Raw genomic sequence first — 22,706 nt, 5'->3', positions numbered from 1 at the left:
CGGTGTTACGCCTCCGCACGCACGTTGAGCACCATGGTGACGGTGTCATCCGCTTCGCGGGTCTCCGACACCAGGTCGAAGCCCGAGCTCTCGGCGCGCAGCCGGATCTTCTCGGCGACGGCCTGCTGCACCATCAGGGCGTATTCGCCGTCGAGGCGCTGCAGCAGTTCGGTCGCGCTCTCCACGGTGACTTCCACCCCGTCAAGGCTTTCGACGTGGGCCTCCCAGACCCCGTCGTCGGTGAGGGTCATCGTCAGCGACACACCGTCGACCTTGGCGATGACACGGGTGCGCGAGACGTCGATGGCCGTGGCGCCCAGGTTCGTCAGGGCGTCGGCGAGCAGCGTGCTGTCTTTCATCCGGGTGCGCACCCGGATGTCCGGGGGCGCGCCGGCCGCTGTGTCGGCGCTGTTGGACTTGGCCGTGATGGCGGCGCCGATACCGCCGATGCCGCCCGCCGCGGCGGCCGCGGCCAGGGCGATGGGAAGCAGGATCAGGGTGACACTCATGCGCGTCTCGCTTTCGTTCCGGGCCGGTCCTGTCGGGGACCGAGGTCATGCAGAAGGTCTTCGAGGGCCGCATCGTCGGCCCAGCCGTTCACGTCGATCCGGCCGTCGCGATGGATGCGGATCTCCAGCCGGTCGAGCCCGCCCTCGCGCTCGATGCGGGCGACCTCGTCGGCATACGCGGGGGTGAGCGCCCGGATGCCCTGGTTGGTCGAGCCCAGCCACGGGCGCACGGCGTCGGGCTGGTCGCGCAGGTACGGGCCGTCGATGAGCAGGTCGGTGGCGGCGAGCAACCGGGCGATGTCGGGGCGGGTCGCCGCCCACTCGGTGAGCAGCTCCAGCGGGTAGCCGGAGAAGGTCATCACGGTGAGCCCGGCGGCACGGAACGCTTCGGCGACCGAGGCCAGCGCGGCGGCCTGATCGAACGGTTCGCCGCCGAGAAGGGTGATTCCCTCCACACCGGCGGCCTGCGCATCCGCCACGAATCGGGCGGCCAGAACGGCCGTGTTCTCCACGCGGCCGCCGATCTCGGCCCAGAGCTGCGGGTTGAAGCAGCCGGGGCAGTGCACGCTGCAGCCCTGCACCCACAGGGCCGAACGGATGCCCGGACCTTCGGCGGCCGTCGCGGCCAGGAACCGCGACCAGCGCAGCTCGGCGCCGGGCTTCGCGGCAGGCTCGACAGTTCCCAGCGCACTGGCCGGGGCACTGCCCGAACCGCGCAGCCGGGGCGTGCCGAGCAGGTTCACCGGGCGCCGTCCCAGTTCTGCGTCGTCGTCTCCTCCTGCTCGGCCACCTGCGCATACGCGTCGGTGAACGAGGACTCGGTGGTCTCGGCGTCGAGCATGTTCTCGAGCACCGCGATGTAGTCCAGGCACTCGTTGCCGTGCATGCCGATGGTTTCGGCGTGCACGGTGCCGTCGGGCCGCACTTGCACGATGAGCTGCTTGTCAGTCATGGGGTCTCCTGTCTCGGCCGGTTAGAAGTCGACGGTGCGGCCGCCGCGGCGGCTGGACAGCTCCGCACCGGTCGTGGCCACGGCGCCGACGAGGGCGTCTTCGGCGGGATCGATGTCTTCGCTGCCGGTCGCCCGCACGGCGCGCACCTCGGCCCAGGCGCGGATGGTCTGCACTTCCTCGGCCTGGGTCACGGCGAGCGGGATCATGTTCGTGATCGCCAGGCTGAGGTCGGCGAGCCTCGCCGGACGGCGTTCGGCGAACGCTTCGTACAGCGCCACGATCACGGCCTGTTCGATCTCCGCCCCGGAGTAGTTCTCGCTCACCGCGATGAGCTCCTCGACGTCGGCGGTGCCGATGGCCGCCAGGCCGTTGCCGGCGGTGGCGTTGGAGGAGAGCTGGATGGTCCAGATCGCGCGCCGTTCCACCGCGGTGGGCAGGTCGACGAAGAAGATCTCGTCGAACCGGCCCTTGCGCATGAACTCCGGCGGCAGGGAGTCGATGTTGTTGGCGGTGGCAACGACGAACACCGGATGCTTCTTCTCCTGCATCCAGGTGAGGAAGTACCCGAAGACCCGGGCGGTGGTGCCGGAGTCGCCGGTGCCGGTGGTGTTGGAGAAGCCCTTCTCGATCTCGTCGACCCAGAGGATGCACGGGGCGACGGCCTCAGCGGTGGCGAGGGCGGTGCGCAGGTTCTGCTCGGAGGAGCCGACCAGGCCGGAGAAGATGCGGCCGATGTCGAGCCTGAGCAACGGCAGCCCCCACGACGCCGCCATCGCCTTGGCGGTGAGGGACTTTCCACAGCCGGGAACGCCGGTGATGAGCACGCCCTTGGGGGCGGGCAGGCCGAATTGCTCGGCCTCGGCCAGCCAGGAGCCGTTGCGTCGGGACAGCCAGCGCTTGAGGTTGTTCAACCCGCCGACCGAGTCGAGGTCGAGCGCCTTGGTGACGAAGTCGAGCAGGCCGGACTTGCTGACGATCTGGCGCTTCTCGTCGAGGACCACGTGCACGTCGATCGCGGTGAGTTCGCCGTCGTTGACCATGGCGCGCGCGAAGGCGTTCTCCGCCTCCGACATGGTGAGCCCGCGGGCCGCCTGCACCAGGGCCTCGAGGGTCTTGTCGTCGGCCTGCACCTTGATCCGGCCGCTGCCCGAGGCGTTGTTCTCGATCATCGTGTCCAACATCGAGCGCAGTTCGGTGGTGTCGGGCAACGGGAACTCGAGCAGGTGGGCGAGCTTGTCGAGCTCGGGCGGGATGTTCCGGACCGGAGCGGTCACGATCAACGCGCGGGCCGCATCCGCGTGGCGCAGTTCGAGCACTGTCTCCCGCACCTTGCGGATGATGACCGGGTCGCCGGGGCGCTGCTCGGTGCCGAAATAGGCGTGCAGGTCGCAGAACACGAAGACCGCGTTCTCGGGCACGCCCACGATGTGGTCGAGCGCCTTTGCGGGGGTGTTGGTGCTGCTGACGCCCTTGCCGTCGGGGCCGATCAGACCGGTGGCGCTGGTCCAGGTCCACACTTCGCGCGGGCGCCGCAGCGCCTGGGCGGCGCGGGTGACCTCTTCGAGGGCGCGTTCCTCCTCGCTGGTCTCGATGTACAGCAGCGGCAGGCGGGCCTTGAAGGCCTGGTCGAGCGTCTCGGCGAAACTCATCGGGGTGTGGTTCCTCTCGGGTGACGGCGTGCCGTCGTTCGGGATGCGGGCGTGGCCGACCGCGTCGCCGGAGTGAGTGCTGCGGGTTCGGGAGTGCTGCTGGGGTCCTCAAGTGGCGCGGGGGAGCCGGTGAGCGTGGGGTCCGGTTCGGTGGGGGTGCTGGCCGCCAGCTCGTCGATATCGACGGTCCAGGCGCCGCGGTCGTCGTCGGACTCGATCGAGAAGTAGACGTCGTTGGTCGGGTTCCAGGACAGCCGTTCGTCGACGTTGCCGTTTTCGATGATGGGCTGGTCGGAGCGCTCGCCGGCCATCTGCACGGTCACGAAGAAGATTCCCTCGCCCTTGTGCACGAAGCGGGCGCTGACCGCGTCACCGCGGTAGACGAGGAACCCATCGCCCTTGCCGCTGGCGAAGCCGTCGGCGATCTCGGTGACCTCCTCGTTCTGCAGGGTGAACTCCCACGCGGCGTCGCTTCGCACCCACAGTTCGAGTTCGGCGTCGGGTGGCAGGATCAGCGCCTCGTCGCCCGGGTCGTACATGTAGGCGACGGAGTCCGGCCATCCGCGGTCGTCGACGGGTCGGCCGAGATCCTCGACGTCGGTAATGAAGAGGTCGACGTATTCGCCGGTCACCAGGTGCACGATGAGCGGCTGCTGGTTGTGCTCGTCGAGGGGGATGCTGATCAGGCCGCTTCCGTCACCGGAATAGGTGGTGCCGGTGGGTTCGAGGATGGGCGGCTCTGCCATCTCCCACGGGTTGTCGCCTTCGCCGAGGATGCCGAAGCCGGCGTCGCCGATTCCCACGTTGAGGTAGGTGGTGAACGCGCCGATGGAGAGCACCACGGCGCCCCAGACCCAGATCCAGACGGAGAAGGAGCGGATGCGCCGGGCTGCGGCGCTCGACACCGAGACGTCTCTCATGCTCACGAAGCGTCTCCTCCCCCAGGTGTGCGCGCTGGTTCACAGACTACTGGTGGAGCGGCCCCCCATTCGATGGGCAGGGCTACCCGCGGGCCCCGGTGACGGACGTGTGTGTCGCGACCGCTTCGCTGGTCGAGCTTGTCGAGACCTGGTGAGGTGCGTGTGTGTCGCGACCGTTTCGCTGGTCGAGCTTGTCGAGACCTGGTGAGGTCGTCTTGCGGGGTCTCGACAGGCTCGACCAGCGGAGGGGCTCGACCAGCGGGGAGGACCTACTCGGCGGCGGCCAGCGAAGCCCCCGTGAGCTGGTCGAGGCGGGAGTCCGCGCCGAGCGTCACTCCGGTCACGGTGGGCTGGGTGGCCAGGATCGACGTGAGCTCGTGCACCGGAATCTGGTAGTACTGCGACGCGATCCGCTCCTGCGCGTCGGCGAGCACCGTGGCCCGCGCGGCCTGGTCACCGGTTGCCAACTGCTCCTGCAGCAGCGCCTCGAGGGTGGGGTCGTCGATGCGCAACGTGTTGGTCGCGGCGCTGGAGAAGGTGGTGCGCAGCACGTCGCCGTCGGCGCGGGAGAGGTTCTGCCACGAGATGTCGAAGTCGCCGCTGGTCTGCCTCTCCAGGAACGACGGCACGTCACCGCCCTGCAGGGTCAGCTCGATGCCCACGTCCTTGAGCTGCTGCTGCAGCAGTTCGAGCGAGGTCTGGTTCGGCCCGAAGTTGGTGATCCAGTTCACCACCAGCGACAGCTTGGTGCCGTCCTTTTCGCGGATGCCGTCGTCGCCGAGCTTCCAGCCGGCACCGTCGAGCAGCTTGGCCGATTCCTTGGGGTCGAACTCGAAGTAGCCGGACTCGTCGGCCCAACCGGGCGTGGTGGCGGCGAGGATGCTCGTGCCCACGTTGAACTCGTCGTTCAGCGCGGTGTCGCGGATCTCGGCGGCGTTGGTGGCGTGGGCGATGGCCTCGCGCACCACGATGTCGGAGACGATCGGGCGGGAGACGTTGAAGTACTCGCCGAAGCTGACGCCGGGGTTACCGCGGCTGACCAGCGGGAAGCTGCTCGCGGTGAGGGTGTCGACGTCGACGGGCTGCACGCCGCCGATCACGTCGACCTGGCCGGAGGTGAGGCTGCCGGTGCGCACCGCGGGTTCGGGCACGACTTGGAAGGTGACGCTGTCGAGGTAGGCCTCGCCGTCGAGCTCGCGGGAGGCCGGGCTCCAGGCGTAACCGTCGCGGCGCTCCAGCACCGTTTCGACGTCCTTGGTGTAGCTGCCGAGCACGAACGGCCCGGTGCCCACGACGGCGTCGCCCGTGGCCCGGTCGTCGTAGGGCACGGCGAGGGTGGCGGCGCCGACGATGCCGAGCGGCACCGACGAGGTGGAGTTGGGGAACGCGGCGTTCGGGGTGTTGAACGACACCTCGACAGTGTGCTCGTCGATCACGGTGGTGCCCTTGTAGCCCACGAAGGAGCTCACGGCCTGGCTCTTGGGCCCGGCGGCGATGATGTCGTCGAAGGTGGCCTTGACGTCGCCCGCGGTGAGCGGGGTGCCGTCGGAGAAGGTGACGTCGTCGCGCAGCACGAACGTGAAGACGGTGGCGTCGGCGTTGGCCTCCCAGCTCTTGGCGAGCCACGGTTCGAGTTCGTTGGTGTCGGGGTTCTGGTAGAGCAGCGAGTCCACCAGCTGCCGGGTGACGTACCAGGTGTCGTTGCCCGCTCCGGTGCCGGAGGGGTTGAGCGAGATGGGGTCGTTGGCGATGGCGAAGGTGAGGTCGCCGCCCACGACGGGGTCGGCATCCGTGCCTGCGGCGGGGCCGGATGCGGTGGTGGACGCCGAGCAGGCGCTGAGGGCGACGGTGAGGGCGAACGCGGTGCCGAGCAGGGCGGTTCGCCCCCAGTTTGTACTGGACATAGGTGTACTCCTGGGTGATGGGTTGGGTGCTGTGGACGGGTCGGAAGGGTCTAAGGGATGGCGAGCGGGGTGCTGCGGCCGGGAATCGCGTCGAGCAGCGCGCGGGTGTAGTCGTGGGTGGGCGAGCGGAAGACATCCGCCACGTCGCCGACCTCGACGAGTTCTCCGAGCCGCATGACGCCCACTCGGTGCGCGATCTGGCGCACCACGGCGAGGTCGTGGGAGATGAACAGGTAGCTCAGGCCCAGGGACTGCTGCAGGCTGGCGAGCAGGCCCAGGATCTGGGCCTGGATGGAGACGTCGAGCGCCGAGACCGGCTCGTCGAGTACCAGCAACTCGGGGTTCACGGCCAGCGCGCGGGCGATGGCGACGCGTTGGCGCTGCCCGCCGGAGAGCTCGGCCGGGCGGCGGCCGAGCACCGTGGCCGGTAGGGCCACGACATCCACGAGTTCCGCGGCGCGGGCGCGGCGTTCGGCTCCGCTGCCCAGGCCGTGCGCGATCAGCGGGTCGGTGATGATCTGGCTGATCGTCAACCGCGGGTTCAGCGACGCGTACGGGTTCTGGTGCACCAGCTGGATGCGCCGGCGCAGTTCCCGCAGTTCCCGGCCGCGGGCGGTGGTGATGTCGCGGCCGTCGAAGAGCACCTGCCCGCTGGTGGCGTCGTCGAGGCGCAGGGCCAGCCGCGCAGTGGTGGTCTTGCCCGACCCGGACTCGCCGACGAGGGCGAAGGTCTGGCCGCGGGGCACGCTGAAGCTCACGTCGGCGACGGCCCGGTTGACATTGCGGCCCGCGCCACGGGGGCCGGGGAAGTCCTTGACCAGGTTGTTCAGCACGAGCACGTCGGGCGCGTGGTCGTCGAACCCGGTGGCCGCGGCGGGCCGGTCGCGCACGGTGAACGGGTCGCCGGGGGCGCCGCCGAAGACCCGGGCGCGGATGTCCTCGGCCAGCGGGGCGAGTTCGCGGTCCACGTCGCCGGCCGCGTTCAGGCTCGGCGCCGCGGCGATCAACGCACGGGTATAGGGGTGGCTGGGGCGGCTGAGCACCTCGGCCGGGGTGCCCTGCTCCACCACGACGCCCTCGCTCATCACCACGATGCGATCGGCGCGGTCGGCTGCGATGCCGAGGTCGTGGGTGATCAGCAGCACGCTCATGCCGGTCTCGGCGGCGAGCTCGTCGAGGTGGTCGAGGATCTGCCGTTGCACGGTCACGTCGAGGGCGCTGGTGGGCTCGTCGGCGATGATCAGGTCGGGCCCGCCGATGATGGCGATGGCGATCAGCACCCGCTGGCGCATGCCGCCGGAGAGTTCGTGCGGGTACTGCGCCGCACGCAGTTCGGGTTCGGGCAGGCCGGCCCGGCGGAGCGCTTCGACGGCGGCCGTCTCGGCGGTCTTGCGGTCGGCGAGGCCGTGGATGATCAGTACCTCGGCCACCTGGGTGCCGATTCGTTTCACTGGGTTCAGTGACACCGTCGGGTCCTGCGGCACCAGGCCGATGCGGCGTCCGCGCACGGCGCGCACGGTATTGCGGGCGGCCCCGACGAGGTCGGTGCCGTTGAACCGGATGCTGCCGCGCACGATGCTCGCCTGGCTGGCGAGCAACTGCACGATGGCGTGTGCCGTGGTGGACTTGCCCGACCCGGACTCGCCCACGATGGCGACACGTTCGCCGCGGTTGATGGTGAGGCTCACGTCGCGCACGGCGTCAATGGTGTCGGCGATCGTGCGGTACTGAACCGCAAGGCCGTGGATCTCGAGCACCGGGATGTGCAGCGCCGGCGCATCCGTCGTGGCGGGAAGGGTCTGGCTCATCTGCTGCGCCTTTCGTCGGAGTCGAGCGCCCGGGAGATTGCGTTGGCGGCGAGCACGGTGAGGACGATCACGATGCCGGGCAGGGTGGTGAGCCACCAGGCGGTGGTGAGGAAGTTGCGCCCGGTGGAGACCAGGGAGCCCCACTCCGGCGCGGGCGGCTGGGCGCCGTAGCCGAGGAAGCTGAGCGCGGAGATGGCGAGAATGGCGGTGCCGAATTCGAGGGCGGCGAGCACCATCACCGGGCCGGCCGAGTTGGGCAGCACGTGCCGGAACAGCACCCGCGACCACCGGTTGCCCGAGGCCAAGGCGGCCTCCACGTAGACGGCGTTGCGCACCCGGATCACCTCGGACCGCATGATGCGGGAGACCGCGGCCACACTCCCGAGGCCGACGGCGATGGCCACGTTCACGGTGCCGAAACCGAGCACCGTGATCAGCGCCAGCGAGAGCAGCAGGGCCGGGATCGACAACAGCACGTCGCTGATGCGCATGATCACGTCATCCACCCAGCGGCCGATGAAGCCCGCGAGCAGACCCAGCAGCGAGCCGACGAGCAGGCCGATGCCCACCGCGATGAGCGCGGCCTGCAGGGTGAGGGCGCTGCCGTAGACCACCCGGGTGAAGAGGTCGCGTCCGAGCTGGTCGGTGCCGAACCAGTGCGCGGCGGAGGGCCCGGTGAGCTTGTCGGCCGGCACCCCGTCGATCGGGTCCTGGCCGGTGAACAGGCCAGGCGCCACGGTGGAGATCAGCACGAGCGCGAGCCAGGCGACCGCCAGCACCGTGCCGGGGTGGCGGCGGAGGCCGAGCAGGAACCGGCCGAGCCGGCCGGCGGCGCCGCGCGCGGTACCGCCGGGCGCGCGCCGGCGGCTGGCGACGGCATCCTTGAAGCGGTCGCCGGCCGTGGCGACGAAGCTGTCGGGGGCGGTGCTGGTGTCGGTGCGGGTCATGCGGGAACTCCGGCCTGCACGCGGGCCACCCGGGGGCGGCCGATCACGATCCGCGGGTCGAGGAGCGGGTAGATGAGGTCGACGAGCAGGTTGGTCACCACGAACACGCCGGCGGCGAAGAGCACGATGCCCTGCACCAGCGGGATGTCCTGCTGGGCCACCGCGGTGGCGGTGACCCGGCCGAGGCCTGGGCGGGAGAACACGGTCTCGGCCACCACGGTGCCCGAGAGCAGCTGGCCCACGATCAGGCCGGTCACGGTGAGCGCGGGCAGGGCGGCGTTCCGCAGCGCGTGCCGGAAGTGCACCCGGGCTGGGCCGGCGCCCTTGGCCCGCACGGTGTCGATGTAGGGCTCGCGCAGGGTGTTGGTGAGGCTCTTGGACAGCAGCTGGGCGATAGTCGCGCCGGTGGGCAGGGCCAGGGTGATGGCCGGCAACACGGTGGACGCGAAGCCGACGTTGCCCACCGCCGGGAACAGCGGGATGCCGAACGAGAACCACTGGATGAGCAGCAGGGCGAACCAGAACCCGGGGATCGCCACGCCCAACGGCGGCAGTGAGAACAGCAGGCGGCTGAGCGCCTGGTTGCGGCTGAAGGTGGCCAGGATGGCCAGGCCAGCACCGAAGATGATCGCCAGCAGCAGGCCGAGCGCCGCGATCTGGATGGTGGACGGCAGCGCCTCGCCGATCAGGTCGGAGACCGGACGGCCGGTGGGCAGCGACTGGCCCAGGTCGCCGCGCATCAGGCCCAGCAGCCGGTCGACGTACTGCACGATCAGCGGCTTGTCGAGACCGAACTCGGCGCGCAGCGCATCCAGTTGGGCGGGCGTGATGTCGGTGGCGTCGGGTCCGGCGATCAGCTTGGCCGGGTCGCCGGGCAGGGCATAGAGCACGAGGAACGAGACGGTGTAGGCCGCCCACAGCACCCCGATCGCCTGGGCCAGGCGGCGTGTGATGTATCGGGTCAAGGTCGGCAACTTTCTGCATAGGTGCGGGGAAGGTGGGCTGGACACAGGCTAGGCAGCGGGGTCAATGCCGGAACGGCTTTGTTACCCGGCGTTGCACTCGTGACCTCGTGTTACCAACCGGCAGTGAGCGGGCTGGACGGCGTGCTTAGCGTGGGAAGCCGCAAGCGCCCGCGTCATTCGAAAGGACAGCATCATGACCGCACGGTTTCACCTCGGCATCGCCCTCGACGGGGCGGGCTGGCACCCGGCCGCATGGCGTGAACCGGATGCGCGCCCCGGAGAAGTCTTCGACCTCGCCTACTGGGTCGACCTGGTGAAGATCGCCGAAGCCGGCGGTGTCGACCTGGTCACCTTTGAGGATGCCTTCGGGCTGCAGAGCAGCGGGTTCGGCGGAGTGGACGCCCGCCGCGACGAGGTGCGCGGCCGCCTCGACGCCTTGCTGCTGGCCACCGCAGTCGCCCCGCACGTCACGCACATCGGCTTGGTGCCCACCATCACCACCACCCACACCGAACCGTTCCACGTGGGCACGGCCACGGCCACGCTCGACTACGTCAGCGGCGGATGGGGCGGGTGGCGCGTGCAGGTGTCCGGCCGGGCGCACGAGGCCGCGCACGTCGGCCGCCGCAGCTTCCCGGCGCTCGACCCCGCGGCGGTGGTGGCCGGCACGGACCCGGCGCAGACGGCGCTGATCGAAGGGCTTTTCGGCGAGGCCGCCGACACCGTGGAGGTGGCCCGCCGGCTCTGGGACAGCTGGGAAGACGACGCCGTGATCCGCGACGTGCCCACCGGCCGGTTCCTCGACCGCGACAAGGTGCACTACATCGACTTCGCCGGCGATGCTTTCACCGTGAAGGGCCCGTCGATCACACCGCGGCCGCCGCAGGGCCAGCCGGTGGTGTTCGCCCTGGCGCACCAGAAGGTGCCCTACGAACTGGCCACCGCATCCGCCGACATCGTGGGCATCACCCCGCAGGACGACGCCCATCTCACCCGGATTCTGGGCGAGCTGGCGGACGCCGAGGCCCAGGTCTCGCGTACCGCCCCCGAACCGTTGCGGGTGTGGTCGGAAGCCGTGATCCTGATCGAAGACAGCCCGGAGGAGGCGCGCGCGGCGCTCGCCCGGCTGGACGCGGCGCACGGTGCGACGTACACCTCCGACACGGTGATTCTCGCCGACACCGGCGCGAACGTGGCCGCGCACCTGTTGGCCTGGCACGACGCCGGCCTCGACGGGGTGCGGCTGCGGCCGGCCCGGCTGCCCGCCGACCTGGTGCGGATCACCACCGACGTGGTTCCTGCGCTCGCCGCGGCCGGGGTGCTCGACCGCCCCGCGGATGCCGGCACCCTCCGGGCCCGGCTCGGGCTCGGGGTTCCCGAGAACCGGTATGCGTCGTCCGCCGCCGCATCCGGTGACTCGGACCTCGCTGGCTCTGACTCTGCCCAACTCGACCTGATTGGAAGCGCCCGCTCATGACTCTCATCTCCGATGCTCCGGCGCCCACCAGCACCGAGCGACCGGTCAAGCAGGTGCACCTCGCCGCGCACTTTCCCGGGGTGAACAACACCACGGTCTGGCGCGACAGCAACCAGGCCAGCCAGATCGCGTTTTCCTCATTCACGCACTTCGCCCAGAACGCCGAGAGGGGCAAGTTCGACTTCCTCTTCCTGGCCGAGGGGCTGCGGCTGCGGGAGCACAAGGGCCGCATCCACGACCTCGATGTGGTGGGCCGGCCCAACACCCTCGCGGTGCTCGCCGGTCTCGCCGCGGTCACCTCGCACATCGGCCTGGTCGGCACGCTGAGCAGCACTTTCAACGAGCCCTACGAGCTCGCCCGGCAGCTCGCCTCGCTCGACCACCTCTCCGGCGGCCGGGCCGGCTGGAACATCGTGACCACCTTCGACGCCTTCCACGGTGAGAACTTCCGTCGCGGCGCCTTCCTCGACAAGGCCGACCGGTACACCAGGGCCGAAGAGTTCGTGGCCGTGGCGCGTCAGCTCTGGGACGCCTGGGCGACGGATGCCGTGCTCGCCGACAAGGCAGCCGGCGACTTCCTGGCCGAAGACGCCATCGGCCTGGTCGACCACCACGGCCCGCAGTTCGACGTCACCGGGTTCCCCACCCTGCCGCAGAGCCCCCAGGGCCGCCCGGTGATCGTGCAGGCCGGCGACTCGGCCGATGGGCGCGGATTCGCTTCTCGCACGGCCGAGGTCATCTTTTCCCGGCACGCCGGGTTCGAGGACGGCCAGAAGTTCTACTCCGACGTCAAGGGCCGGCTCGCGGCCGAGGGCCGGCACCGCGATTCGCTCAAGATCCTGCCGGCGGTCACCTTCATCCTCGGCGACACCGAGGCGGAGGCCCGCGAGCGGTCCCGTGAGACCGCGCTGCTGCAGGTGAGCCCGCAGACCGCGATCGCGTTCCTCGAGCAGGTCTGGGGCACCGACCTGGGTGGCTACGACCCGGATGGTCCGTTGCCGGAGATCGACCCGGTCAGCACCGACCAGGGCGTCACCCGCGGCCGGGTGCGACACGACTCCGACCCGGCTGCTATTGCGCGCGGCTGGCGCACCCTGGCCGAAGCCGAGGGGCTGAGCATCCGGGACCTGGTTATCCGCTTCGCCGCCAACCACACCTTCGTGGGCACCCCGGTTCAGGTGGCCGAGACCATCAACCGGCACGTGCAGGAGGATGCCTCCGACGGCTTCGTGATCGTGGGCAGCACCAACCCCACCGGGCTCGACGAGTTCGTCGACCGCGTGATCCCCGAACTGCAGGAGCGCGGCGTCTACCGCACCGAATACGAGGAGGGCGCGACCCTGCGCCACACCCTCGGCCTGCCGGTCTGACCCTTCTTTCACCCACTCACAACCCTGGAGATGCTCATGACCGACCAGACAACAACGACGCCTGCGACCGCCGAGCCGGAGCTCCTGACCGCCGCCGAAGGTGCGGAATGGGTGCGTGGCGGCGCCGTGCTCATCGACGTGCGCAGCCTGCCGACCCGCGAGCGGGTCGGCGGCATCGCCGGCGCCATCGTGGTGGACCGGGAGCGCCTGCCCGAGCTGTTCGGGGCGGATTCACCCGAGCGACTCACCGAGGTTCACTCCGACGAGCACCCCATCGTGGTCGTCTGTGGCAGCGTTGGCGGCTCCCGCCCGGTCGCCGACTGGCTCCTCGAGCACGGCCACACCTCCGTCGCCCACGTCGACGGCGGCTTCGACGCCTGGAAGGCCGCCGGCCAGCCCACCACCCCCGGCACGGAGTCCTAACTCGCGCTCTGCGCATCCACCAGCCGAAGCCCGGCCAGAGCCCACTCTCCGGCCGGGCTTCGTCGCGTGCCCCGTTCGTTGGTCGAGCTTGTCGAGACCCGGTGACGTGCGTGTGTGTCGTGCCCCGTCGTTGGTCGAGCTTGTCGAGACCTAGTGACGTGCCTGTGTGTCGTGCCCCGCCCGTTGGTCGAGCTTGTCGAGACCTAGTGACGTGCCTGTGTGTCGTGCCCCGTCGTTGGTCGAGCTTGTCGAGACCTCGTGAGGTGCGTGTGTGTCGCTGCCACGGCATCCACAGGTCGGCTCGCTCCGTCAGTCGCCCTTCGGCCGGCTCAACCCCGGCAGGTCGTCGTATCGCCCCTCGATGAGCGCGATTCGCTTGGCCCTGCCCCAGTTCTGGATCTGCTTCTCGCGGGCGTATGCATCCTCGATTCGGTCGCTCTGCTCGCAGTACACGAGCCGCACCGGGCGCCGTCGACGTGTGTACGCGGCTCCGCCGATGCCGCTGTTGTGCTGGGCCAGACGCTTCTCCAAGTCCCAGGTGCTGCCGACGTAATACGAGTGGTCGGCGCACTCGAGGATGTACATGAACGGCATGCGGGGGAGTTTGGCAGCGGAGCAGGCTTCGCGTTCCTGGGGGAGAACATCTGTGGATAACCATGATGAGCGGATGCGGTGTGGTCGCGAGGTGCATGCGGGTCGTGTCCCTCGGTGGTCGAGCCTGTCGACGCCGTACTGAGCCTGTCGATGCAGACCAGGTGAGGCGACCTATGGATGACGGGGCCGCGTATGTATGCCCGTTGCGGGGCCTCGACAAGCTCGACCAGCGATCGGTGCGGTGTCGATTTCGGCTTGCGGGGTCTCGACAGGCTCGACCAGCGGAGGGGCGAGACCAGCGGAGGGGCGAGACCAGCGGAGGGGCCCGACGCGCGGATACGCCGCGGTCGTGGAAAGGGCACAGGACGAAGCGAAGGCCGGGCGGGAGTGTCCCCGACCCGGCCTTCGCCGTGTGACCAGCCGTCCGGCTGCGCTACTTACTCGCGCGGCAGACCGGCGGGGTTGACCTCGGATTCGGTGACGGCCTCGCTGGTGAGGCCCCAGCGCTCCAGCACCTCGCCGTACTCGCCGCCGTCGATGGCCGCGTTCAGCACCAAGGCGACGCCGTCGATCAGGCCGTTGCCCTTGAGGGTGCCGGCCGCGATGTTGGCGTGCGCCGGGTAACCGCCGTTGAATGTGCCGACCAACTTGGTCTCACCGGTCTCGGCGGCGGCATAGGCGGCGGTCGCGTTCGGTCCGAAGTTCGCGTCGGCCCGCCCGGACTGCAGAGCCAGGTTTGCCGCGGCGGTGTCGTCGAAGTACTGGTACTCCACCGGGTCGAGGCCCGCGGCGATGTTCTCGGCGTCCCAGGCCTGCAGGATCTTCTCCTGGTTGGTGCCAGAGCCCACGATGATCTTGAGCCCCGCAACATCCTTCGCCTCTTCGATGGAGTCGATCTCGGAGTCGGACTTCGCGTAGAAGCCGAGGAGGTCTTCGCGGTAGCTGGCGAAGTCGTAGAGGTCCTTGCGCTCCTCGGTCACGGTGACGTTGGAGGTGATGAGGTCGTACTTGCCCGACTGGATGCCCAGGGGCCAGTCGGCCCACGCGGCAGGCTGCAGGTTGAGCTCCAGGCCCAGGCCATCGGCGATGAGCTGTGCAATGTCGGTCTCGTTGCCGATCAGGGTGGTGTCGTCATCGGCGTAGAGGCCGAGCGGGGCGACGTACGGGCTCACCACCACGGTGAGCTTGCCGGCCTCGATCGGTTCGAAGCCGCTGGCCTCGATGGACGCGACGGCCTCGGGCACCTCGTCGAGACGGATGCGGTCCTGGTCGGGGCCGAGGTTGAAGTCGAGGGTGTCGCCCGACGCCGTGGTGACCGCTGCGGTCTCGGAGGCCGGGGTGGCCTCTGCGGAACTGTTGCCGGTCAGGACGGCAGCGGTGATTCCGCCGGCGACGAGCGCAACGGCCGCAACGCCTCCGATGATGACCGCTGTCTTCTTCTTGATTGCCATGGGATGATGCCTCTCTCGGGTGCTGTGGGTGGTGTGGGGTAGTGCGTGTGTTCCCGGGCAGGTCAGAGAACCTTGCCCAGGAATTCCTTGGTGCGCGCATGCGTCGGCGACCCGAACACCTGCGCGGGAGTGCCGACCTCGAGCACGTGGCCGCCGTCGATGAAGACGATGCGGTCGGCCACCTCACGGGCGAAGCCGATCTCGTGGGTGACGATGATCAGGGTGGTGCCGAGCTTGGCGAGGTCACGGATGACGTCGAGCACTTCGCCGACCAGCTCGGGGTCGAGCGCCGAGGTGGGTTCGTCGAACAAGAGCACCTTGGGCGTGAGCGCCAGCGCCCGGGCGATGGCGACCCGCTGCTGCTGCCCGCCGGAGAGTTGCCGCGGGTAGGCATCCGCCTTGTCGCTCAGTCCGACCTTGGCCAGCAGGCCCAGCGCCAGTTCGTGGCCGTCGGACTTGCTCACGCGCTTCAGCGCCACCGGGGCCTTGGCGATGTTCTCCGCCGCGGTGAGGTGCGGGAAGAGGTTGAAGTTCTGGAAGACCACGCCCACCTGGGTGCGGCGCTTGAGGATGTCCTTCTCCTTGAGCTCGAACAGCTTGTCGCCGCGCTGCTCGTAGCCGATCAGCTGGCCGTCCACGGTGACCCAGCCTCTGTCGACGCTCTCGAGGTGGTTGATGGTGCGCAGCAGGGTCGACTTGCCCGAGCCGGACGGGCCGAGGATGGCGACCACCTCGCCGGGCTGCACGGTGAGGTTCACGTCGTGCAGCACCTCGTGGCCGGAGTAGCTCTTGGAGACACCGCGGATCTCGACCAGGCCGCGGGTCGCGGCATCCGTCGACACGGGTGCGGTGTGGGCCAGGGTGGTGGCGCTCATAGTCGGAAGCTCTCTGATTTGGCGTCGATGCCGGCGCTGGTGGCAGGGGGAGTGGGTTCGTCGAGTCGGGCCCACTGCACGCTGATCCACCGCCGCGCGGTCTGGATCGGGGTGGGCGGCAGCACCCGTTCGGCGCCGCGGGCGAAGTGCCGCTCCACGTAGTACTGGCCGATGCTCAGCACGGTGGTGAGGATGATGTACCAGATCACGGCGACGAGCAGCAGCGGGATCACCTGCTGGTTGCGGTTGTAGATCACCTGCGCCACGTAGAACAGCTCGCCGAGCGCTATCACCGACACGATCGAGGTGCCCTTGAGCAGGCCGATGATCTCGTTGAACGCGTTGGGCAGGATCGACCGGGCCGCCTGCGGCAGGATGATCTGCAGCACCCGCACGTGCCGGGGGAGGCCCAGGGCGGCGGAGGCCTCGAGCTGGCCCTGGTCGACCGAGAGGATGCCGCCGCGGATGATCTCCGCGGAGTAGGCCGCCTGGTGCAGCGAGAGCCCGAGCACGGCGGCGGCGAACTGGCTGATCAGGGTGATGGTGTCGAAGTCCACCAGGTAGGCGTCGGTGAACGGGATGCCGAAGCCGAGCCGGGGGTAGAGGTAGCCCAGGTTGTACCAAATCAGCACCTGCACGAGCAGCGGCACCGAGCGGAAGAACCAGATGAACGACCAGGACACCGAATTGAGGATCGGCGACTTCGACAGCCGGGCCAGCGCGAGAATCGTGCCCAGGAGGAACCCGAGCGAACCGGCGACCGCGGTGAGGGTGAGGGTGAGGCCGAGGCCGCGCAGAATCGCGGGTGAGAAGAAGTACTTCGCCACCACATCCCAGCCGTACCGGTCGTTGGTCACCAGGCTCCAGGCCAGCTGCAGCACCACGAACAGCACCAGCGCGCCGAAGGCCCAGCGCAGGTAGTGCCGGGTGTGCACCACCGTGAGTGCGTTGTAGTCGGTGCCGCGGTTCACCACGGTGGGCGGGGCGGATGCGGCGGTGCCGGCCTGTATGGCGCTCGTCTTTTCAACGGTGTCGGTCACGGTCTCAGTCGCTCTCTGCCGGTGATGCCGAGGGTGCCGACGACGGGGCCGGTGGCACGAAGCCGGGGTTGTTGGCCCGGTGCACCACCAGGGCGTCCTGGTGGGCGGCGGTGATGCCGGGCACGTCGAGCGGGGTGCCGTCCAGGCTCTTGGCGAAGGCGTGGATGATGACCTCCTCGGGGGAGAGAGCCGGGTCGAACAGGGGTGTGTAGCCGGTGCGCAGGTAGAGTTCTTTCGCCTCGGGCTGGCGCGGCCCGGTGGTGAGGAAGACCCGGTCGTAGCCGCGCCGACGGGACTCGTGCTCGAGCTCTTCGACCACCAGCCGGGCCACGCCCTGACGGCGGTGCGTGGCGGCGGTCCAGATGCGCTTGAGCTCAGAGGTGTGCTCGTCGAACCGCTTGAACGCACCGCCGGCGATGGGCACGCCGTGGCGCAGCATCAGCACGAAGGCGCCGTGCGGAGCGGCGAACGCCTCCACCGGGTAGCGGCGAATCTCGGCGGAAGCGCTCTCGCCGAAGAAGGTGCCGTAGCGGGTGTCGTACTCCTGGGCCAGCTCGGTGAGCAGCGGCTCTGCTAGCGGGTCGTTGGCGGTGACGTAGACGAAGGTGTCGCCGCCGGTATCGGTCTGGGGGCGGTCAAGCAGCGTCACGGGAGGCCTCCTTCACAGCAGCAGCAGCAGCCGCCGCGGCGGCGTCGCGCTTGGCGACCTCGTCGCGCACCAGCGGGATGACGTAGCGGCCGAAGTCGATGGTGTCGTCGACGTAGTCGTAGCCGCGGGCGGAGATGATGTCCACGCCCAGGTCGATGTAGTCCAGCAGCGCCGCGGCGACCTGCTCCGGGGTGCCGACGAGGGCGTTGGAGTTGCCGCGACCGCCGGCGGCCTTGCCGGCCTTGGTCCAGAGCGCCTTGTCGAACCGGTCGCCCTGCTCGGCGATGCGCAGCAGCCGCTGCGAACCGGAGTTCTCCGGCGAGTGCAGCGCGGCAATCTGCTCGGGGGTGGCCGTGGCGGCGACGCGCTGCTCGATCTTGCCGAGGATGTCCTCCGCCTTCTGCCAGGCGAGGGCCTCGGTGGCGGCGATGATGGGGCGGAACGCCACCTGGATGCGCGGACGCGCGGTGCGGCCGGACGCGAGAGCGGCATCCGTGATGGTCTGGATCTGCTCGGCGGTGTCGGCCAGCGGTTCGCCCCAGAGCGCGAAAATGTCGGACTCGGCCGCGCCGATCGAATAGGCGGCGGGGGAGGAGCCGCCGAAGGAGATCTGCGGGCGCGGGCTCTGCGCGGGGAAGATGTCGCTGACGAAATCCTCGAACTGGTAGTGCCTGCCGGCGAAGCTGAACGGCTCGGTGCTGGTCCAGGCCTGCTTGAGGATGCGGATGTACTCGCCGGTGCGGGCGTAGCGGTCGTCCTTGCTGAGGTGGTCGCCCTCGGCGGCCTGGTCGGCGGTGGAGCCGCCCGTGATGACGTGCAGGTTCAACCGGCCCGCGCTGATCTGGTCGAGGGTGGCGACCACCTTGGCGGCATAAGTGGGGTACGACACATTGGGCCGGTGCGCCAGCAGGATCTTCAGGCTGTCGAGCTTGGCGGCCACGAGCGCGGCGACCGACGCCGGGTCGGGCGAGCCGGAATGGTAGGCGAAGAGCACGCGGTCCCAGCCGTTGTCTTCGTGCGCCCGGGCCAGGCGCAGCGTGTAGTCCAGGTCGAAACTGGAACCGGTGCGCGGGTGGGTCTCGCTGCCGTTGTTCAGTGCGGCGATGCCGAGGAATTCGATGGGCATGGTCTCGCGTCCTTTCTCTCTCCGAGCGCCGGGTCTGGCGCTTCAGCCGAACGTAGGTGCCGGTGTGAGGCCGCGGCAATGAATCGTCTTCACATTTCGTCACGGCGTCACGGCGGGTCATATTCGCCGCTATTTGTGGGCAAAACGGGGAATGTTGTGTCATGACGAGCACGCAGAACACCCCGAACGCCGACCGCACAGCACTCTCCGTCGCGGTCATCGGGGCCGGGCCCCGCGGCGCCGGTGTGCTCGAGCGACTGGCGGCCAACCTCGGCACCGAATGGAACGCCGACCGGTCGCTGACCGTGCATTTCATCGACCCGTTCCCCGCCGGCCCCGGCCGCATCTGGCGGTTCGACCAGTCGCCGCTGCTCAAGCTCAACTCGATGGCCGCCGACGTGACCATGTTCACCGACGAGACCTCGGTGATCGACGGCCCGGTACGCCCCGGCCCCTCGTTGATCGAGTGGATCGACCAGGTGCGCGCCGGGGCCATCGAACTACCCCCGGTGGATGCGGCGCTCGCCGCCGAGATCGCGCAGCTGACCGGGTCGAGCTTTCCCACCCGCCGGCTGCAGAGCCTCTACCTCGACTGGTTCTTCCGCCGCGCCGTCGACGACCTCGCCACCGCCGTGACCGTTCAGGTGCACCTCGCCCGGGCCGCCCGGGTCGACGACCTGCCCGGCGGCGACCAGTTGGTCGTTCTCGACGACGGCGCCACCATCGAGGCGCACCTCGTGCTGTTCTCCCTCGGCCACAACGGTTCGCAGCCCGAACCCGAGCACGCCGAGCTGGCATCGTTCGCCGAATGGCACGGCCGCGTCTACCTGCCGCCGGCGTTCACCGCGGATGCCGACCTCTCTGGCATTCGACCCGGCGAGAACCTGATCGTGCGTGGCTTCGGCCTCGCCGCGGTCGACCTCACCGTGCTGCTCACCGAGGGTCGCGGAGGCCGGTTCGACCGGAACGACGACGGCGAGCTGGTCTACCTGCCGAGCGGCAACGAACCGCGGCTGTTCCTCGGCTCCCGCCGTGGGGTGCCGTATCGGTCCAAGATCAGCTCCACCCTGGTGGGTGACCGGCCGGTGCCGCGGTTCTTCACCCCGGCGGTGGCCGCGCAGTTGGAGAGCACCAGCGAGAGCCTCGACTTCACCGCGCAGGTGTGGCCGCTGATCGCCCAGGAGAGCCTGTGGGGGTACTACCGGGAGCTGTTCACCGGGCATCCGGAGCGGGTGAGCCTGCCCTGGGCCGAGTTCGCCGACCGGTTCGCCGCGATCGACCCGCGCGCCCTGCCCATCGCCGCGGGCACCCCGGTGGCCGCGGATGCGCGCCGGTCCAGCCATCCGCTCGTCGATTTTGCAGGCGACGCGGCTGCCATCGAAGACGGCATCGAGGCCTTTCGCGCGCTGGTGGCCGAGGGCGTGCCCGACCCGATCGACCGGATCTTCCTGCCCGAGTTCGACCGGCCGCTGCACGGCCTACGGTTCGGCTCTGCCGAGGAGCTGCAGGCGGCGTTGCGAGAGTACATCCGCGGCGACCTCGACCTGCGCACCCGGCCGGAGCACTCGGCCACGCTGGGCTTGTTCGTGGCCCTCCTCACCAGCCTGTTCACGCTCTCGGACATCATCGATTCGCCCAAGTGGACCGCCGAGTCCCGGGTGCGCGACATTCACGGCTGGTGGTTGGGCTACTTCAGTTTCATCGCCAGTGGACCGCCCGGGCACCGGCTCGAGGAGCTTGTGGCTCTGTCAGAGGCGGGAGTGGTCGAGTTCCTCGGCGGTGATCTGTGGGTCGACGCCGACGAGCAGACCGGGCTATTCCGGGCCGGCAGTGCCAATGTCGACCGGGTGGTCACCGCCGCTGCGCTGGTGGATGCCCGGCTGCCCGACACGAGTGTGTCGCGCAGCGACAACGAGCTGCTGCGCGCCCTGATCGCCTCCGGCGGTGGGGTCGAGGAGCTGGTGGCCGACGGCGACTACGTCGGCAGCACCGGCCGGCTGCTGGTGCGGCAGCACGACACCCGGGTGGTCGACGCGAACGGCGGCCTGCACGAGCGCCGCTTCGCGATCGGGCCGTACACGAACTCCCCGTTCGTCGGGGCATTCTCCCGACCCCGCACCAACGCGATCTCCTTCCGCGAAAACGACAAGGTCGCCCGCGCCCTCCTCCGCCACCTCGCCGCCCTGCACGCCCCGGCCCCCGCCAGCATCGACGCCTGACCCGTAAGTCGGCCTGCGGTTCGTGCCCCCGTCGCTGATCGAGCTTGTCGAGACTTGGTGAGCCGGCCTGCGGTTCGCGCCCCGTCGCTGGTCGAGCTTGTCGAGACCTGGTGAGTCGGTTTCGGTGACGCACGCTCGGCGTGGTTCCCATAGACAGGGTCGCGGGGTCTCGACACGCTCGACCGGCGGGATGGTTGCGTTGTCGAGTTCGGCTCGGGTGATTCGGTCTGCGTTCGCCCCTGTCGCTGGTCGAGCTTGTCGAGACCTGGTGAGTCGGTCTCGGTGACGCAGGCTCGGCGTGGTTCCCATAGACAGGGTCGCGGGGTCTCGACAAGCTCGACCAGCGGGATGGTTACGTTGTCGAGTTCGGCTCGGTGAGTCGGTCTGCGGTTCGCGCCCCCGTCGCTGGTCGAGCTTGTCGAGACCTGGTGAGTCGGTCTCGGTGACGCAGGCTCGGCGTGGTTCCCACAGACATTCTCGCGGGGTCTCGACAAGCTCGACCAGCGGAATGGGTACGTTCTTGAGGCGGGGTCGCGGGGTCTCGACGGGCTCGACCAGCGGAATGCCTGGCCGTCAGCTCGCGGGAGTCCAGCCCAGCGCCGGCGCGATGTGCTCGGCCACGGCGTCGAGGGTGCGCAGGTGCGCGTCGATGCCGCCGGGCGCGGGCAGCGTGAGGGTGAGCTCGGTGACCTCGGCCAGGGCCTCGTCGGCGAGCAGGCCGTCGATGATGCGGGCCGGTTCACCGCTGCGCACCCGGTCGAAGCGGATGTTCACCGACGAGTCGTGCGGGCGGCCGTCGTCGTGCATCCGCGACGCGTACCCCTCGGTGAAGCCGGCGTAGGCATCCGCATCCCGTGGGTCGGTGAACGGCAGGATGATGCGCCCGGCAGCCAGCCGCGGGGTGCGCCCGGTGCCGGCCGTCGCGGCGGCGAAGGCCTCCTTATAGGCCCGCAACTGTGCAGCCTGCCCGGCCGCGAACGGCACCCCGGTCTCCTCGGCGTTGAGGGTGGAGACGTGGATGTCCAGGCCCTGCTCGCCGGTGCGGATGGCGCTGGCCAGTGTGCCGGGGCCGTACCAGAGCCGCTCGCCGAGACCGGCGGATGCGGGGGTGACGGTGAGGTCGACATCCGCAGGGATGCTCATGAAACCGGCGCCGCTGTGCGCGACCGGGGTGCCCGCCAACGCCTCGCGCAACCGGCCGAGGCGGTGCTGCGACTCAGCGGAGAAGCCGCGGTCGGACTCGCCGAACACCGGGTCGAGGATCTTGGCGAACTGGCCGATGCCGCTGCTCACGCCCAGCTCCAGCCGGCCGCCGCTGAGCAGGTCGACGGTGGCGGCATCCTCGGCCAGCCGGATCGGGTCTTCGTAGCGCAGCGGGATCACGCCGGTGCCGAGCCGGATGCGCTTGGTGCGCTGGCTGGCGGCCGAGAGGAAGGTGAGCGGGCTGGAGGGGAACTCCTCGAAGTGCCGCACCCGGATCCAGCCGATATCGAAACCGAGCTGCTCGGCGTGCTCGAACAGGCGCAGGCCGTCTTCGAGGGCCCGGCCCGCCTGGTCCGGTCCGTACGGGTTGGGGACGAACGACAGAAAGCCGAGCTCGAGGCGGTGCGTTGACATGGTTTCACGCTAGCGCCCCGCCCGGGCCGGTCCGACTCACGCTGTTACAAAGCGTCAAACAGCGACACGTAGGCTGCGGCAACGCAGAGACCCGCCTAGCGTGGGGCAGATCGCGGCGTACCCAAGTGGACTAAGGGACCGGTTTCATATTCCGGTAATCGCAGGTTCGAATCCTGCCGTCGCGTCCAGCGAGAACCCCCGAAAACCGCG

The 22,706-nt window shown here is 69.6% G+C and carries 20 protein-coding genes and 1 tRNA gene; 5 read left to right on the top strand and 16 right to left on the bottom strand.

From position 1 onward, the window contains the following. Nucleotides 1–5: 5 nt before the first annotated feature. The 9 genes from CTB96_RS02950 to CTB96_RS02910 all read right to left on the bottom strand — a co-directional run bounded on the left by CTB96_RS02950 (nt 6) and on the right by CTB96_RS02910 (nt 9,655). Nucleotides 6–509 (bottom strand): hypothetical protein, encoded by a 504-nt coding sequence (locus CTB96_RS02950; protein ID WP_110125415.1) that lies wholly within the window; start codon nt 507–509, stop codon nt 6–8. Then, nucleotides 506–1,252, bottom strand: coding sequence for a 4Fe-4S single cluster domain-containing protein (locus CTB96_RS02945; protein ID WP_248283184.1), 747 nt, complete (start codon nt 1,250–1,252; stop codon nt 506–508). The genes CTB96_RS02950 and CTB96_RS02945 overlap by 4 nt, the downstream gene beginning before the upstream one ends. Further along, nucleotides 1,249–1,461 carry a DUF2997 domain-containing protein gene (locus tag CTB96_RS02940; protein WP_110125414.1) on the bottom strand — a complete coding sequence of 71 codons (213 nt, stop codon included), beginning with the start codon at nt 1,459–1,461 and terminating at the stop codon, nt 1,249–1,251. The genes CTB96_RS02945 and CTB96_RS02940 overlap by 4 nt, the downstream gene beginning before the upstream one ends. Nucleotides 1,462–1,482: 21 nt before the next feature. After that, the gene (locus CTB96_RS02935; protein ID WP_110125413.1) at nt 1,483–3,111 is read right to left on the bottom strand and encodes an AAA family ATPase; all 1,629 of its coding nucleotides are present in this window, start codon (nt 3,109–3,111) and stop codon (nt 1,483–1,485) included. Continuing rightward, a complete protein-coding gene (locus tag CTB96_RS02930) occupies nt 3,108–4,037 on the bottom strand; it encodes a hypothetical protein (protein WP_146215738.1) in 930 nt (309 codons plus the stop codon). The genes CTB96_RS02935 and CTB96_RS02930 overlap by 4 nt, the downstream gene beginning before the upstream one ends. A gap of 263 nt (nt 4,038–4,300) precedes the next feature. After that, nucleotides 4,301–5,935 (bottom strand): ABC transporter substrate-binding protein, encoded by a 1,635-nt coding sequence (locus CTB96_RS02925; protein WP_110125411.1) that lies wholly within the window; start codon nt 5,933–5,935, stop codon nt 4,301–4,303. Nucleotides 5,936–5,985: 50 nt separating this feature from the next. Beyond that, nucleotides 5,986–7,743, bottom strand: coding sequence for a dipeptide ABC transporter ATP-binding protein (locus CTB96_RS02920; protein WP_110125410.1), 1,758 nt, complete (start codon nt 7,741–7,743; stop codon nt 5,986–5,988). Next, nucleotides 7,740–8,690, bottom strand: coding sequence for an ABC transporter permease (locus CTB96_RS02915; RefSeq protein ID WP_110125409.1), 951 nt, complete (start codon nt 8,688–8,690; stop codon nt 7,740–7,742). Before CTB96_RS02915 ends, CTB96_RS02920 begins: the two co-directional genes overlap by 4 nt. Further along, on the bottom strand, nt 8,687–9,655 hold the full coding sequence (locus CTB96_RS02910) for an ABC transporter permease (RefSeq protein ID WP_110125408.1): 969 nt from the start codon (nt 9,653–9,655) through the stop codon (nt 8,687–8,689). The genes CTB96_RS02915 and CTB96_RS02910 overlap by 4 nt, the downstream gene beginning before the upstream one ends. Before the next feature lie 193 nt (nt 9,656–9,848). Here CTB96_RS02910 and CTB96_RS02905 point away from each other — a divergent pair, with 193 nt between their 5' ends. Genes CTB96_RS02905 through CTB96_RS02895 form a run of 3 tightly spaced genes read left to right on the top strand, consistent with a single transcriptional unit; the run spans nt 9,849 to nt 12,925 of the window. Then, a complete protein-coding gene (locus CTB96_RS02905; RefSeq protein ID WP_110125407.1) occupies nt 9,849–11,132 on the top strand; it encodes an LLM class flavin-dependent oxidoreductase in 1,284 nt (427 codons plus the stop codon). Next, the gene (locus CTB96_RS02900; protein ID WP_110125406.1) at nt 11,129–12,502 is read left to right on the top strand and encodes an NtaA/DmoA family FMN-dependent monooxygenase; all 1,374 of its coding nucleotides are present in this window, start codon (nt 11,129–11,131) and stop codon (nt 12,500–12,502) included. The genes CTB96_RS02905 and CTB96_RS02900 overlap by 4 nt, the downstream gene beginning before the upstream one ends. A 36-nt stretch (nt 12,503–12,538) precedes the next feature. Beyond that, nucleotides 12,539–12,925 (top strand): rhodanese-like domain-containing protein, encoded by a 387-nt coding sequence (locus CTB96_RS02895; RefSeq protein WP_110125405.1) that lies wholly within the window; start codon nt 12,539–12,541, stop codon nt 12,923–12,925. 309 nt (nt 12,926–13,234) lie between these two features. Here CTB96_RS02895 and CTB96_RS02890 read toward each other — a convergent pair whose 3' ends face one another. The 6 genes from CTB96_RS02890 to CTB96_RS02865 all read right to left on the bottom strand — a co-directional run bounded on the left by CTB96_RS02890 (nt 13,235) and on the right by CTB96_RS02865 (nt 18,660). Continuing rightward, a complete protein-coding gene (locus CTB96_RS02890; RefSeq protein ID WP_110125404.1) occupies nt 13,235–13,519 on the bottom strand; it encodes a GIY-YIG nuclease family protein in 285 nt (94 codons plus the stop codon). A gap of 437 nt (nt 13,520–13,956) precedes the next feature. Continuing rightward, nucleotides 13,957–14,970, bottom strand: a complete 1,014-nt coding sequence (locus CTB96_RS02885; RefSeq protein WP_110125403.1) for a transporter substrate-binding domain-containing protein — start codon at nt 14,968–14,970, stop codon at nt 13,957–13,959. Nucleotides 14,971–15,032: 62 nt separating this feature from the next. Beyond that, nucleotides 15,033–15,845, bottom strand: coding sequence for an amino acid ABC transporter ATP-binding protein (locus CTB96_RS02880; RefSeq protein ID WP_110125402.1), 813 nt, complete (start codon nt 15,843–15,845; stop codon nt 15,033–15,035). Then, on the bottom strand, nt 15,842–16,885 hold the full coding sequence (locus CTB96_RS02875) for an amino acid ABC transporter permease (protein WP_248283183.1): 1,044 nt from the start codon (nt 16,883–16,885) through the stop codon (nt 15,842–15,844). The genes CTB96_RS02880 and CTB96_RS02875 overlap by 4 nt, the downstream gene beginning before the upstream one ends. Before the next feature lie 4 nt (nt 16,886–16,889). Further along, complete coding sequence (locus CTB96_RS02870; RefSeq protein WP_345788767.1) at nt 16,890–17,534, bottom strand: GNAT family N-acetyltransferase; 645 nt, start codon at nt 17,532–17,534, stop codon at nt 16,890–16,892. Next, nucleotides 17,521–18,660, bottom strand: a complete 1,140-nt coding sequence (locus CTB96_RS02865; RefSeq protein WP_110125401.1) for an LLM class flavin-dependent oxidoreductase — start codon at nt 18,658–18,660, stop codon at nt 17,521–17,523. Before CTB96_RS02865 ends, CTB96_RS02870 begins: the two co-directional genes overlap by 14 nt. A 161-nt stretch (nt 18,661–18,821) precedes the next feature. Between CTB96_RS02865 and CTB96_RS02860 the strand changes: the two genes are divergently transcribed. After that, complete coding sequence (locus CTB96_RS02860; protein ID WP_110125400.1) at nt 18,822–20,879, top strand: FAD/NAD(P)-binding protein; 2,058 nt, start codon at nt 18,822–18,824, stop codon at nt 20,877–20,879. A gap of 573 nt (nt 20,880–21,452) precedes the next feature. Here CTB96_RS02860 and CTB96_RS02855 read toward each other — a convergent pair. Beyond that, nucleotides 21,453–22,496, bottom strand: a complete 1,044-nt coding sequence (locus CTB96_RS02855; RefSeq protein WP_110125399.1) for an LLM class flavin-dependent oxidoreductase — start codon at nt 22,494–22,496, stop codon at nt 21,453–21,455. A gap of 111 nt (nt 22,497–22,607) precedes the next feature. Here CTB96_RS02855 and CTB96_RS02850 point away from each other — a divergent pair. Continuing rightward, a tRNA-Met gene (locus tag CTB96_RS02850) sits at nt 22,608–22,684 on the top strand. Nucleotides 22,685–22,706 lie beyond the last annotated feature (22 nt).

Source organism: Cryobacterium arcticum (assembly GCF_003185895.1).
In the GTDB taxonomy this organism is placed as follows: domain Bacteria; phylum Actinomycetota; class Actinomycetes; order Actinomycetales; family Microbacteriaceae; genus Cryobacterium; species Cryobacterium arcticum.
Note: the sequence above shows the minus strand (reverse complement) of the source record. Positions and strands in the feature narration are given on the sequence as shown.